This window comes from Mastigocoleus testarum BC008 (genome assembly GCF_001456025.1).
Classification (GTDB): domain Bacteria; phylum Cyanobacteriota; class Cyanobacteriia; order Cyanobacteriales; family Nostocaceae; genus Mastigocoleus; species Mastigocoleus testarum.
The window spans coordinates 35,192-50,035 of record NZ_LMTZ01000164.1 but is presented as its reverse complement, the minus strand read 5'-3'; the positions used below and the strand labels follow the sequence as shown (position 1 = coordinate 50,035).

Annotated in this window: 7 protein-coding genes and 1 pseudogene; 6 read left to right on the top strand and 2 right to left on the bottom strand. The window is 35.1% G+C overall.

Translation table 11 applies throughout. The features are described from left to right. From BC008_RS50145 to BC008_RS44190, 3 genes and pseudogenes are all read left to right on the top strand, one after another. Positions 1-2,554, top strand: a pseudogene (locus BC008_RS50145) (S-layer family protein); the annotation flags it as partial. Between the two features lie 163 nt (positions 2,555-2,717). After that, positions 2,718-5,489, top strand: coding sequence for a two-partner secretion domain-containing protein (locus BC008_RS44195; RefSeq protein ID WP_058184814.1), 2,772 nt, complete (start codon positions 2,718-2,720; stop codon positions 5,487-5,489). Positions 5,490-5,509: 20 nt separating this feature from the next. Continuing rightward, positions 5,510-8,227 (top strand): CHAT domain-containing protein, encoded by a 2,718-nt coding sequence (locus tag BC008_RS44190; RefSeq protein WP_027845722.1) that lies wholly within the window; start codon positions 5,510-5,512, stop codon positions 8,225-8,227. Between the two features lie 133 nt (positions 8,228-8,360). Here BC008_RS44190 and BC008_RS44185 read toward each other — a convergent pair whose 3' ends face one another. Continuing rightward, entirely contained in the window at positions 8,361-9,167 is an 807-nt protein-coding gene (locus BC008_RS44185) for a DUF928 domain-containing protein (RefSeq protein ID WP_036267494.1), read from the bottom strand. 218 nt (positions 9,168-9,385) lie between these two features. Beyond that, complete coding sequence (locus BC008_RS44180; protein ID WP_027845721.1) at positions 9,386-10,795, bottom strand: serine/threonine-protein kinase; 1,410 nt, start codon at positions 10,793-10,795, stop codon at positions 9,386-9,388. A gap of 1,047 nt (positions 10,796-11,842) precedes the next feature. Here BC008_RS44180 and BC008_RS44175 point away from each other — a divergent pair. The 3 genes from BC008_RS44175 to BC008_RS51035 all read left to right on the top strand — a co-directional run bounded on the left by BC008_RS44175 (position 11,843) and on the right by BC008_RS51035 (position 14,761). Continuing rightward, positions 11,843-13,003, top strand: coding sequence for a phosphotransferase family protein (locus BC008_RS44175; RefSeq protein ID WP_027845720.1), 1,161 nt, complete (start codon positions 11,843-11,845; stop codon positions 13,001-13,003). Between the two features lie 23 nt (positions 13,004-13,026). Then, positions 13,027-14,175 (top strand): T3SS effector HopA1 family protein, encoded by a 1,149-nt coding sequence (locus tag BC008_RS44170; RefSeq protein ID WP_027845719.1) that lies wholly within the window; start codon positions 13,027-13,029, stop codon positions 14,173-14,175. 412 nt (positions 14,176-14,587) lie between these two features. Next, positions 14,588-14,761, top strand: a complete 174-nt coding sequence (locus BC008_RS51035) for a hypothetical protein (protein WP_201026226.1) — start codon at positions 14,588-14,590, stop codon at positions 14,759-14,761. The last annotated feature ends 83 nt before the right edge of the window (positions 14,762-14,844 follow it).

Here is a 14,844-nt window from a genome sequence, read left to right as displayed (position 1 = left end):
GAATTTATTGGGAAGACCTGTTTTTGGTTTACGAGTACCTGATGGTAAGAGTTTGCTACTGGTGGGTGGAGATATTGCGATTAATGGTGGTGGAGAAAGATTCAGAGCAGGTTTACACGCTCGAGGGGGACGACTGGAATTAGCAGCAGTCGGAAGTGATGCAAAGGTAGGGCTGAGTGTAGATGGTAATAATTTGAGTTTAAGTTTTCCCGATGATATTGCGCGAACTGATATCTACCTGGACAATCGCACTGATATAAATGCACGAGCTGGAGCAGGCGGAAGTATTGCCGTTAATACCCGTAATTTGAATCTTACTCAAGGAAGTGTAATAGTAACTGGAATATCTTCAAAATCAAGTTCTTTCGATAGTAAAGCGGGAGATATTCAGATCGATACCACAGGAATAATAAGTCTAAAAAATATAAGTTTTATTTCTAACTCTATCAATGGTGGTACTGGTGATGCTGGTGATATAAATATAAAAACTCACTCCCTCTTTCTGGATAATAACTCTTTCATTGCTAGTAGTAATCGTCGAGGTAATGGGAATGCTGGTAATTTAATAGTTACTGCTGATAATACAGTTTCTGTAAGAGGTGGTTCTTTTCTAGCCAGCAACACTTTTGAACAGGGAAATGCAGGAAATATCAGTATTAATGTCCGTAATTTAGTTTTATTTGATGGTGTGAGTGGTCCTGAAAGATTATTTACTAGCAGTGGCATATATAGTAATGTCCAACGTAGAGCCCAAGGTAATAGTGGAGAAGTAAATATTACAGCTAAATCGGTTAGTTTTACCAATGGTGCTGGAATATTTACCAATATTTTTGGGTTAGGAAATGCAGGTAATATCAACATTAATGCCCAAAATAGAGTTTCCTTTGATGGAGTGGGTCCCAGTGGAAGAAGAAGTGGTGCGTTCAGCGATATTATGGAGGAAAAATCTGAGGGACGGGGTGCAGATATCAACATTATCACGGGATCGCTTTTTTTAAAAAATGGCGCTCTGCTAAGCACAAATACAGAGGGAAAGGGAGATGCAGGTAACGTAAATATAAAGGCTCGCGATACGGTTTCCTTGAATGCTGGTAGTATTTTCAGCGATGTAGAACAGGGTGCTAAAGGTCAAGGGGGAGATATAAATATCACAAGTGGGTCGCTTTTCGTCACAGATGGTGCTCAACTGATTGCAGCAACGAGAGGACAAGGAGATGCAGGAAGAGTGAATATAAACTCTCGCGATACCGCCGTTTTTGATGGTATTGGGAGCGATGGATTTTCCAGTGGAGCATTCAGCGCAGTGGGAGAAAGTGCGACGGGACACGGTAGTGGTATCAACATCAACACCAACATCCTTTCTGTTACTAATGGTGCTGTGCTTAACGCGAGTACTGCAGGAGAGGGTAAAGCAGGTAGTATTACTGTTAATTCTAAAACCTTGGAAGTCAAAAATAATGGACGACTTCGCACCACCACATCAAGTAATTTTGACGCAGGTGACATCACACTCAACGTTAAAGAGAAAATTAATGTATCAGGGACTGAGTCTGGTATATTCGCTAACACTACTATCAACTCTAACGGCAAAGGCGGAAGTATTATCATCGATCCCCAAAACGTAACCATCCGAGATGGTGCTAAAATCTCTGTAGATAGTCAAGGAGAAGGTATTAGTGGTGATATCCAACTCGTTGCAGGTTTACTCACTTTAGATAAAGGCACAATATCTGCTGAGACTCGCAGTAACACAGGTGGCAATATTACACTTAAACTTAAAGACTTATTATTACTACGTAATAGTAGTCAAATATCAAGTACCGCAGGAAATCAACAGTTTGGTGGTGACGGTGGTAATATAAATATTGATACTCCCTTTATAGTTGCATCTCCCCAAGGAAATAATGATATTACTGCTAATGCTTTCAGTGGTAGAGGTGGAAATATTAATATAGCGACTCAAGGAATTTTCGGTTTATCTCCACGGAGCAGAGAAGAGTTACAAAGTTTATTAAACACGAATAATCCTGCAGATTTAGATCCCGGGAACTTACCTAGCAGTGACGTTACCGCTATTTCTCAACAAAACCCCTCCTTAAGCGGTCAGATATCTATCAATAATCTTTTTGAATCCTCACGGGGAACAGAAGAATTACCTACAGATGTGGTTGATGCAGCAAGTTTAATTAATCGAAATATTTGTATTGCTTCAGGTCAAAGAAGTCAGTTTTTTATTACTGGAAAGGGTGGTTTACCTCCTTCTCCTTATAATCTTTTCGATCCCAATTCGACTTGGGAAGATTGGAGCGTTACGAAAGAAAGAGAAATATCTAAACCAAAACCTAAAACTAAACCAACGCAAACAAAAAATCAGTTATCGAAGCCAATTGAACAGAACAAAAATGAACAACTTAATCCAATAGTACAAGCTCAAGATTGGGTATTGGATGGTAATGGTAATGTAGTTCTAACTTCCAAGCCAGTTAAGGTTACTCAACAAGGTACTTGGTTACATCAAGAAGATTGTCTCCGTTTAGGAAAGAAGAAATCATAAAATATGCGATCGCATTTCCCTTCCTTATTGTTTTTCCTTGAGATCCCAAAATCCAAATCTATCTATATTTTGTAGAATAAAATTCCTAACAGAATGTTTACTGACGGTTAAAACTATAGTAATAAAAATCTTAGTCCTGTCCTAAATCTTGTAATTCAGAAAAATGTTGGGACAACCTTTGGTTGTGGTGAATTATTCCATCTTTTACAAAGTGATTCGTTTATCAGCAATAGTTTCACTTCAGTTTTTGCTGTTTTTTTTGGATGGATTTTGGCAAGGCTCGGCAAATGCTCAAATTACCCCAGATGCAAGTTTAGGAACTGAAGCTTCAAAAGTTACTCCCAATGTTGAAATTAAAGGTTCACCTGCTGAAAGAATTGATGGTGGTGCAACTAGGGGAATAAACCTATTTCATAGTTTTTCCGAATTTAATGTTGGAGAATCCCAAAGAGTTTATTTTAATAATCCTGCAGGTATTGAGAATATTTTAACCAGAGTCACAGGGGGAAAAGTATCTAATATTTTAGGAACCTTGGGTGTAGATGGTAGAGCTAATTTATTTTTTATTAATCCTGGTGGAATCGTATTTGGTCAAAATTCCAGTTTGGATCTAGGAGGTTCTTTTGTTGGGAGTACTGCAAATAGTTTTGTCTTTGATGATAAGTTTAAATTTAGTGCAACCAATCCACAGACTCCACCTTTATTAAAGATAAATGTTCCCACAGGGTTACAATTTGGGAAAAATTCCCAAGATATTCGTGTTGATGGTATTAGCGGTGGGCGTAGTAGCATACAAGGTTTGGGATTAAGAGTATCTCCAGGCAATACTCTGGCTCTGATTGGTGGGAATATAAATATAGAAGGTGTTTTTTTAAATGCACCAGAAGGACAAATTGAATTGGGTAGCGTTGCTGGAATTGGTCAAGTCAATTTAAAACCCATCAATCGAAATTGGATTTTAGATTATGATAATTTTCAAAATTTTGGCAATATTAATATTTCGAGAAGCTTGGTAGACATTGCTGCAGTAAAGGAGAATAGGCTTAATAATCCAAACGAAGATACTGCCATTTCGTTCCGAGCCGCAAAATTAGATATAGGTAGAACCTCTGTTATTAGAGCTAATAATGGTACTGATGCGCCAGGTGCAGATATCAACATTGATGTCAGACAATTGATAGTGCGAGAAGGGGCAAATATATCAACACTAACTAGAGACACTGGAAATGCAGGAAATTTGATTGTAAATGCAACTGAGTCTGTGAAATTGACTGGTACTACCCCTAGAGGTTTTTTTAAATCTTCATTGAATACCCAAACTGATGCTGCAGGTAAAGGGGGTAACTTGATTATCAACACTGCTTCTCTGGAAGTTAGCAATGGTGCTTTAATCACTTCTACTACTAAAGGTACTGGTGATGCTGGTGATATAACTATTAACGCCACTAATTTTGTCAAATTTGGTGGAGAAGGAGATTTATTGACTGGAGCATTCAGTCAAGTTAATCCCCTAGCAAGAGGTAATGGGGGTGGTATATCTATAACAACTCCAGTTCTTGAGGTTGACAAAAATGGCCAAATTTCTACCAGTACTTTTGGATCAGGAAACGCAGGTAGCGTCAGAATAAATGCCACCGGTCGGGTTAAATTTGATGGCGGAGGAGATTTTTTGAGTGGGGTATTCAGCCAAGTTGCTCCTGGGGCAATTGCTAATGCAGGCAGTGTATTTATTAACACTAATGCTTTTGAGATGGATAACAACGCCGCAATTTCTACTAGTACTTTGGGATTAGGAAATTCGGGGACTATAATAATTTCTGCAAACACTTTTAAAGCTACTAATTCTAGTCAAATTGCCAATTTTACAACAAATAAATTTACAGCAGGCAATATCGCCATCACAGCGAGAGATAGCATTATCCTTTCTGGTTCTCAAACTGGAATATTTGCGAACACAACTCCGAATTCCATTGGCGGAGGTGGCGGCATTATAATTGATTCAGGAACTACAACAATCCGAGATAATGCAACAGTTGCTGTTGATAGCCAAGGAGAAGGTATTGGTGGTGATATTCAGTTAGGGGCAGATTTTCTTACTCTAGACAAGGGCATAATCTCCGCAGAAACTCGTAGTAGTACGGGTGGTAGTATTACTCTAAAAATCAAAGATTTGTTGTTACTGCGCAATAATAGTAAGATTTCCACTACAGCAGGAAACCAACAGTTTGGTGGTGATGGCGGTAACATAAATATTGATACTCCCTTCATTGTTGCATCTCCCCAAGAGAATAACGACATTACTGCTAATGCTTTTAGTGGTAGAGGTGGGAAAATTAATGTGACTACTCAAGGAATTTTTGGTTTATCTCCACGCAGTAGAGAAGAGTTAGAGAATTTATTAAACACAAATAATCCCGCAAACTTAGATCCTAATAACTTATCTAGCAGTGATATTACCGCCATTTCCCAACAAAACCCTTCCTTAAGTGGTCAAATATCTATTAATAATATTGTTGAACCTTCACAGGGAACGGAAGAATTTCCCACAGATGTGATTGATGCAACGGGATTAATTAATCGAAATATTTGCATTGCTGCGCGTCAAGGGAGTGAATTTGTCATTACTGGGAAGGGTGGTTTACCTCCTTCTCCTTATAATATTTTTTCTCCCAATTCAACTTGGGAAGATTGGAGTATTACGCAAGAAACAAATATATCTAAACCCAAACCTAAAACTAAACCAATACAAACAAAAAATCAGTTATCTAAGCCAATTGAACAGAACAAATATGAATCACCTAATCCAATAGTGGAAGCTCAAGATTGGGTATTGGATGGAAATGGTAATGTAGTTTTAACTTCTCAACCAGTTAAGGTTACTCAAGAAGGTACTTGGTTACGTCAAGAGGATTGTCAGCGTTTAAGGATCAATTAATAATCAACAGTAGTAAGTTCATGAAAGGTTCGATCAAATTTATATCGATCGCAATTTTAAGCTTAATATTTAGTCTTAATATCCTAACAGTGTTTCCTGCGATCGCTTCCCGGTGGAGATATGCACCTATTGCACAACAACCCATTCGTATTGAAGATAAGGTAATACCCTCATCATCAATAGAAATGGGTAAGAGATATTATGATAATGGGCAGTTTACAGCAGCAATTGAAGTGTTGCAGCAAGCTGCACAAATTTATCAATTAAATGGCGATTCAGTAAAACAGGCTCAGGTATTAAGTTTTATTTCCTTATCTGAGCAAAAGTTGGGTAATTATGAACAAGCTGAAGCTGCGATCAAGACTAGTTTGTCATTACTAGAAAATTTACCACCAGAGACAAGAATAAACAAGGTTTGGGCTCAAGTATTGAATGCTAAAGGACATTTACAGTTAGCAAAAGGTAACGCTACAGCAGCTGTAAAAAGTTGGCAAGATGGAGAAGTCTTATATAGAAAATCTGGGTATGAAGCAGGTATAATTGGGAGCAAAATTAATCAAGTTCAAGCTTTACAAAGCTTAGGTCTTTACCGGCAAGCATACAACATTCTAGCTGAAACAGAACAACAAATCCAGGCGCAAGCAGATTCTCGCCTAAAGTTAGTAGGTTTGAATAATATTAGTAATATTCTCAGACAAAGAGGTAATTTAGAACGTTCTCAAATGCTTCTAGAAGAATGTTTAGGAGTAATAAAAAAATTAGGCCCAACAAAAGAACTTTCCCAACAAGAAAGTCAAATATTATTAAACTTGGGAAATACTAATTTAGCTTTAGGGAGGAGAGCACAAGATATAAAAGATGAACAAAATGCTGAAAGATATAATCGATATGCTTTAAATTTATATCAACAAGTAGCTACAACTACAAGGTCTCCAATTACAAAAATTCAAGCACAATTGAATCAGTTAAGTTTATTAATCGATAGCGGACAATTAAAAAAAGTTCAATCTTTAGTATCATCAATATCTGAAGATATCAGTAAATTATCTCCTAGTAGAACATCTATCTACGCCCGCGTAAATTTTGCAGAAAGTTTGATTAAATTAAATAATTTAAGTAAAAATATATATCACAATAAAGATATTATTAGAATCTTAAATACTGCTGTTACTCAAGCCAAATCATTAAACGATTCACGGGCAGAGTCCTATGCTTTGGGTACTATTGGTAAGTTATATGAAAATGGTAAAGATTGGTCAAATGCAATAGCAAGTACTCAATCAGCCTTACTAATTGCTCAAGGAGTTAATGCAGCGGATATTGCATACCAATGGGAATGGCAAATAGGGAGAATTCTAAGAAATCAAAATACTCAAAATCAAAATACTCAAAATCAAAATACTCAAAATCAGGCTGAGGCAATTAATTACTATAGTCAAGCTTTAGAACATCTTAATGCATTACGTAGCGATTTGGTTGCGATGAGTCCGGAAGTTCAATTTTCTTTCCGGGATAGTGTAGAACCTGTATATAGACAATTAGTTGATTTGTTATTGCTTTCACCTCAACCTAGTAAAGATAATTTAATGAAAGCACGCAATGTTATTGAAAACTTACAATTAGCAGAATTGGATAACTTTTTTAGAGACGCCTGTGCTAAACCTGTTGCAGTAAATATTGATAACTTAGATGTTAATGCAGCAGTTATTTATCCAATTATTTTACAAAATCGCTTGGAAGTAATAGTAAAATTACCAGGTAATGACAACCTAGTTCACTTTACAAATCAAAATGTTTCTACTTCTCAAGTCGATGAAGTTGTAAAAAAATTACAACAGTTACTCAGGAGAAGGAGTACGAGTACAGGGAAAATAAAAGTGTCATCCAAACAACTCTACGACTGGTTAATAAAACCATTTGAGGCAGAATTAGAAAAAGGTAGAGATAGGGATAAGAGTCAAATCAAGACTTTAGTATTTATCCTTGATGGTTCCTTACAAAATATTCCTATATCTATCCTCCATGATGGAGAAAAATATCTTATAGAAAGATATGCAGTTGCTGTCACTCCTGGTTTACAACTACTATCACCAAAACCTTTATTAAGGGAAAAAATTAACGCTTTAATTGCTGGAGCAAATAACGCTCCAAGTTTTGAAAAAGAGAAATTAAGACCTTTAGAAAATGTCAAGCTTGAGTTATCGGAGCTTAGCAAACAAGTAAGCAAAAGTCACAAGTTAGAAAATAAAAATTTTCTCAAAGAAGAAATTCAAAAACAAATTAATTCAACTCCTTTCAATGTTGTTCATATCGCCACCCACGGACAATTTAGTTCTAATCCAGAACAAACTTTTGTTTTAGATTGGAACAAACGTATTAATATTAAAGATTGGGATCAACTATTACAACTTAAAGACTTTAAAACAGAAACTCCTGTAGAATTATTAGTACTTAGTGCTTGTGAAACAGCTACAGGAGATAAACGTGCTGCTTTAGGTTTAGCTGGGGTTGCTATTCGTGCAGGTGCTAGAAGTACTTTGGCTACTCTTTGGCAAGTTAATGATGCTTCAACGGCAGAATTTATGATCCAGTTTTACAAAAAATTTAATAATTCAAAGATTACTAAAGCAGAAGCTCTACGAAATGCTCAACTTGCTTTTTTAAAAAATTACCCCGACACAGATTATAACCGTCCTTATCATTGGGCACCATTTATTTTAGTAGGTAATTGGCTTTGATTTCAGTTATCAGTTATCAGTTATCAGTCATTCATTACCCATTACTGTGCGCTGTCGCGCCCCGCTCCGCTAACATTACTCATTACCCATTACCTATTACCTATTACCTATTACCTATTATCAAAGATAAATTTTAGTTTTCTATGATCGATTCTTGGGAAATTTCTTCTAACCCAACTTCTGGTTGACTTAACAATTGAATCCAAATTTTCTTTAAATTCGCATCCTGGGATTTTTTGATTCTCTGCTGTGCAATCTCCGTTAAAGTATTAAACCAAACACCATATTTCGCATAAACTTTAATTTTTTCTACAGGAGTTTTTGCATTACTTAAATCCATAGTCATTTCAGAGGATGGATTAACCCTTTTCACAACTCCAGTTAATGAAACAGTAGTTGGTGCTTCAATTGATACTTCCGTCATCGGACAATTAATATCAATGTACCAACGATATTTACTACCAATTTCTAATCCTGGGGCTATAGGTGGTAAGCTGATACTAAAAACACCCGATTTAGTTGGTAATTTAAAACTAGTTCTGAATACTTCATTATCTCCATTTTGCAAAGAAAATTCACCTGAAAGTGGTTCTTTACGATCATAGGGTGTGTACATCCAAAATGTAGGACGCTTATCTATAGTTAGTTGTAAATTGCGACTACCTACCATAATAGTTAATGGTGGGCGATCTTGACTCTCAAAGCATTTACCTCTACTTCCCGTTCCTTCCGGTGCAGAAGGATTACCTCCTCTCTTTGGTGGAGGCTTTTTCTGTGCAGGAATAAATCGAATTTTTGTTTCTTGGGAATTACTCAGAACTAAATTGTGAGACTCCGCGAAAACTTCTCTAGAACAGCTAACTAGAGTCATTATTACTATGGTTACAAAGAATGTAGTCTTAAGTTTAAATAATAGAAAATTTTCCGTATCTTGTTGCATTTATTCCACCTCCTACAAATTATTCTTATTGCATTTACATACTTTGGCAATAGAGAATAATTTGACACTCTATAATTTTGGAATAACTACAAATTGGATAATCTATATTACTGATTTTTATATGATTATTTTGTAGAAAAAATCGTAAGAAATATATTTCGGTTATTCGATAAACCTATCTTTTGTTGACAAAGATATTTCAAGTAATTTAATTTGAATTAATTGACTACGGTTATTAAATCTCTTATAAATTTATTTGCACTTTTAAAATCAGGTATTTCTCTAGAAATAATTTCTACAAATTGATATGGTTTTAAATTAGTATTTTCATGCAATACATCTTCTACAATCAAACTTGAAATCGGTCCTATGTAATGAGCTAATTTTTCTTGACAAGATTGAATAAATTTTGGGTTTAACAAAATATGTTTTAGGCGATTGACATTTTTTGGTTGAGAGGATGAAGAATGTAGTTTTTTAGGAACATTAGATTTTTGAGATTGAGAGTTGTTTTCTCTAAAATTATAATTAGAAGTATAACTAGAATTTTCTCTACCTCTAACTTGAGATGTTAAAGGAGATATAGAAAATGTTTCAATAATTGTTGGTGCTAATTCGCTTGAATATTTTAATGTTTCTCCAGAACATAAATCAGGTCTAGATAATTCTTCCTTTGTTTTAGAATATGTACAATCATAGCTTGTTTCTAATGCTTGACAATTATTCAATTTTTTGAAATCTGAATTAGGTAGGGTAACTACAAAACTTTCTAAATCCACAAGTAATTGTTCACATGTTTGATATCTATTTGTATATACATCAGCCAACATCCGCTCTAATATACTAGCAAAACCTTTACTAACATTAGTATATAAATGCCACTTCCACTCAAAAGTGTATCTGTCCATAAGTAAAGATGGATCTTTTCCTGTAAGTAAAACAATTGCTGTCACCCCCAATGCATAAATATCACTGCAAGGGAAACATAAACCTAAACTAATTTGCTCCCGAGGTGCATATCCCAACTTACCAACAAGAGACATCTTTCCGACAAAATTTGTGGGTTGATAACTCTCTAGATTTTTAATATTAGCTATTTGCTTACCAACTCCAAAATCAATCAAAACAGGTAAATTTTTACCCTGTGGTAACATGATATTATCAGGAGATATATCTCGATGAATAATATTGTTTTTATGAACGTATTGTAAAACAGGTAGAAGATTATTTAACCACTGAATAACTTCTTGCTCTGTAAAAGTTTTTCCTTGTTTTTGACGTTCTTGTAATAATGTGGAATAAGCTTTGCCGTTAACAAATTCTTGTACTAAGAATAATCGATCATCTGCTTCAAAACAAGCAAGAAAACGGGGAATTTGTATATGTTCAAATTGGTAAAGGATTTTTGCTTCCCTTTTGAAAAGACTACGGCATTTTTCCAATTCATTGTATCCCGTTCCTGTAGGTGCAAACTCTTTTAAAACACAAGCTTCATTAAATCGACGAGTATCTAAAGCTAAATAAGTTCTTCCCAATCCTCCTTGTCCCAAAAGAGATTGGATGATGTAGCGATTATCAATGACGGTTCCTGATAGAATTTCTGTTTTTAATGGTAAAACTTGAGACATAAAAATCATACTCCACTGATACTTGATTTTTTCTCCCTGTCTCCTGCATGTCTTACTTCCACTATTGGTTTTTAGATTTGCATCTTTCAGCAATAAATAGAATTCAAGATTTTGATCTACCTACATTGTTTTCAAAAAATTACTTGCGTAATTCCTGAAGTAATTAAGCAGACATATTATCAGTAGATAGGTGGAGATAAAGCAAATAATTTTTTTTGGAAAGTAAAGGTTCTTTTTGCTTTCGCAATAACAGATGAATTAAGTGTACTCAAGCTTTATCCTCAGTAGTTGAGGATATTTAGGAACTATCAGAATTATTTCAGGTAGGGAATTCAGGTTAATTCAGATTAATTCAGGTTAATTCAGGATACCTTATCATATGACCTAATTTAAGGTGTCAGTATCAAGATTAAGGCTTGCTGGAATAACAACTAATACCAAACAGTAGTAACCAAAAGTTGATGTCTAAAATAAAAGTAATTTGAATAGTGTTAGATTCTAGGATTTTCAATTTTGCTTCATATAATAGCCATTAATAAATAACAGCATAAACTAGATATACCGTGATATTTATAGTTTTAACTAATTTTGTGGGACATAAAAGTTTTATTTTCAAATATAAATAATCGGGTAATTTGAATTTAAAATTATTCTGCTTATATCATTGAAGAGATAAATCATAACTCTACTGGAAACCATTAACTAATTTATATCCAATAGCTATCCTACAGTTAGTTCATATAAGTACTACACATGTTTCTTTAGCTCTGATCTTTTACCAGTCAAAAGTTTTGGGACATAAAAGTTTTATATTTGACTGTTAATAATTCGATGATTTGCAGTTAAAAATATCTTGCACATATATTATTAAATCATGGATATATCATTTCACTACCTATTAATATAGTCTGTACAAAAGCCATTCATCAATTTAAATTATGAGCATTACTATTACTTATACTGTTTGTAGTTGTCTGTATTATTAAATTTTCATTATTACATCTTCAAGATTTTGTATTGATACATATATTTCTACTTTGATAAATTATGATATTTCGATTAAACTCTCATAATGTTTTTGATTATTTAGTTGCTCGTGATTTATGCAATCCATCAGAGCAAGCTCTTAGTAAGATTGAGCCACTTGAAGCCAAAAACTTTAACTTGTTGCTGACTTTCTCAGATGGTTATAAACTGCTAGTAAAACAAGAGAGACACGATCAAGAAGGGAAAACAGCTGGTGAGTTTTTGAGTGAGTGGAGAATTCAAGAATTCTTACAGGAATTTCCAGAACTTGGTAATCTTCGTCCTTTAGTATCGGAAATCCTTCATTTTGACGCAGAAAATTCCATCATTATTTTCAGATATCTAGATGATTATCGAGATTTAATGGATTTCTACACTAAGGAAAATACTTACCCTACAGAAGTCGCTGCTGCAATTGGTACTCTCCTAGGAAGCATTCACCGTCATACATTTAATCGCCAAGAGTATCAAGATTTCTTTTGTACGGGATCTGAACCTCTAAGCAGTAACCGAATACCTCAGTGGATTAATAATTTAGAACGCATAGGTCCAGAAATTTTTGGTTTGGTATCTGCTGACGGTCTGAAATTCTTTGCCCTTTATCAACGATACAATAGTTTAGGGCAGGCGATCGCTCAATTAGGTAATGCTTTTACTCCCTGTTCTCTAACCCACAATGACCTAAAACTAAATAATATTCTTCTGCACAAAGATTGGGAGCATGAAAGTAACAGCATTGTCAGGCTAATTGATTGGGAGCGCTGTACTTGGGGAGACCCTGCTTTTGATTTAGGAACAGTTATCAGCAGCTATGTGCAAATCTGGCTAAATAGCTTGGTTATCAGTAAGTCTCTGAGTATTGAAGAATCTCTGCGTTTAGCCATGACTCCTTTGGAACAGATTCAGCCTTCCATTGCTGCGCTAGCCAAAGCTTATTTTCACACTTTTCCAGAAATTTTAGAACATCGTCCTGATTATTTATGGCGAGTGACACAATTTGCAGGTTTTGCCTTGATTCAACGGATTGAAGCAACAATCGATTACCAAAAATCTTTTGGGAATAGCGGAATAGTAATGCTTCAGGTTGCCAAGACATTGTTGTGTCGTCCAGAACAATCCATACTGACAATTTTTGGCATTACTGCTAATGAACTAATTCACCTGAGTCTTTCTGCTGCTTGAGATATTTAGTCGAGACAAAAGTTATGATACAAGTAATTAATTATACACATGATCAACCGTCGGATGTCGTAACTAAGCAATTACTAGAAGTTTTACAAGATATTGTTAACAAGGTTAAAATCCACTCCGACTTCTCTATTCGCCATCCAGATTACAAACCATTAGAAATTCCGACTGAGGTTGTTGAACGCTTTCATAAACTGCCTGAAGATATACAGCAAAAATATCTGAGTCTAAACCTGCAAAGTTTTTTATATGGTATTTACTACAATGGTTCAATGCGAACTGCCCTCGCACCAGAAAAAGATCGCAATGCTCCTCCATTAGACCTAGAAAATAATACCATCTTGGGAATAGACGTAGAGTTTTATCAGCGATTACACAAAAACAATACTGGAGAAGGCTACTTCGATCCTGGTTGGTCTATTTTGAGAGAGGAGAGTGACGGTAGTTTGGTTGTGACTAAGGGAGGGCTGAAGTTGTATATTGAGCACAACAAGCATCTCCCAATATCTGAAAAATCTCCCGTGGTGGGAAATTTGGTCGCTATCCGCATGCCTAAGAATCAGGTGCAAAACGGCTTTTATCGAGCTGTTGGCAATCTAGGATTTCATCGACTCGACTATTCAGACTCTTCAGTACTTGTGCGAGTCTACTTCAATTTGACTCCTGAAGGTGCAGTTGTAGTAATGGGGAGTCTAACCCGGCGACTGAACGAAATTGAAATTCCTTTTAGCTTTAAGGTTTTATATAATCCCAAAGACTACGAACGGCAAGATTCGGGGGTGCTGTACTTTGACAAGAGTGATTATGAAGTTGTCGAGGAAGTTTTAAAGACTATTTATGCAGAACACCGATTCCATTTTCAGACAGAAACTCCTCTATTTACCAAGCAACTAGCACCAGGTGTGGGATTAGCAGAAGAACCAAACTTCCAATTTGCAGAGCAGGAAAGTTTTGGCACTAATCGGTGTCAAATCATCGCAAATGGGTTATTAGAAGCTTGGTATCAAGGAGATAACTCATCACAGGGGCGAATGAAAACTATACTTCAGCAATTTTCTACCCTAGGGATTGATGTGCAGTGCGTTCATCTCAATGCCAAATCTAAAGATATTTATAAGTGTTTAGATATCAGTAGTAGTAAGACCTTAAATGAAAGGAAAGTTTAAGGGGAAAAGAGTTCGCATCAGGAGATTTAATCAACCGTAAAATGATTTAATAGTTTTTGTTTTTTAGCCCAATAATATTCTTGGGCTATTTTATTATGATTTTTGTTTCGATTTAATACTCAAGACTTTATGTGGACATAATTATTTTACTTTATTCCCTAAACTTTAAAGTATACAAGTCATTGGCATGCTTTTAATTGATTTTTTATTATCTAATAATAAGATGGAAATAAACTATGTATTGAAAAGCTTTTGGAGGGGATTTAATAGTGACAAAAATATTGATAATTTGACATTTATATTACTAACAAAAGTATAGACATCTCCAATAAAAATTATTATGATTAAATCAGGAATTAAAAATTAGTAATTAATTCTATTCAAAACACACATAACTTGGAGAAAAAATAACATGGCTAATATCAAAGTAAAAGAAATTCAACCTGCTGGAATTGAATTGTTTGGCGATTCTGAAAGTTTTATGAATGAATTGAGCGGTAACGAGCTTAATAACGTAATAGGTGGTAGGACTAACACTCATGCATATACCTGTACGGGTGCAAGGACTTGCGCAAAAACTAAGTAATTGCTTAAACATCGTAACAAGGAAATCTAATAATTCATTAATTTTATAAATTATCCTTGTTAAAAATTGAATTGAGAATGGGA

Bases quoted from the DNA above. Each gene is read 5' to 3' on its own strand.
- BC008_RS44170 (WP_027845719.1), top strand. From the start codon at position 13,027: ATGATACAAGTAATTAATTATACACATGATCAACCGTCGGATGTCGTA.
- BC008_RS51035 (WP_201026226.1), top strand. From the start codon at position 14,588: ATGGCTAATATCAAAGTAAAAGAAATTCAACCTGCTGGAATTGAATTG.
- BC008_RS44185 (WP_036267494.1), bottom strand. From the start codon at position 9,167: ATGCAACAAGATACGGAAAATTTTCTATTATTTAAACTTAAGACTACA.
- BC008_RS44195 (WP_058184814.1), top strand. From the start codon at position 2,718: ATGTTGGGACAACCTTTGGTTGTGGTGAATTATTCCATCTTTTACAAA.
- BC008_RS44180 (WP_027845721.1), bottom strand. From the start codon at position 10,795: ATGTCTCAAGTTTTACCATTAAAAACAGAAATTCTATCAGGAACCGTC.
- BC008_RS44175 (WP_027845720.1), top strand. From the start codon at position 11,843: ATGATATTTCGATTAAACTCTCATAATGTTTTTGATTATTTAGTTGCT.
- BC008_RS44190 (WP_027845722.1), top strand. From the start codon at position 5,510: ATGAAAGGTTCGATCAAATTTATATCGATCGCAATTTTAAGCTTAATA.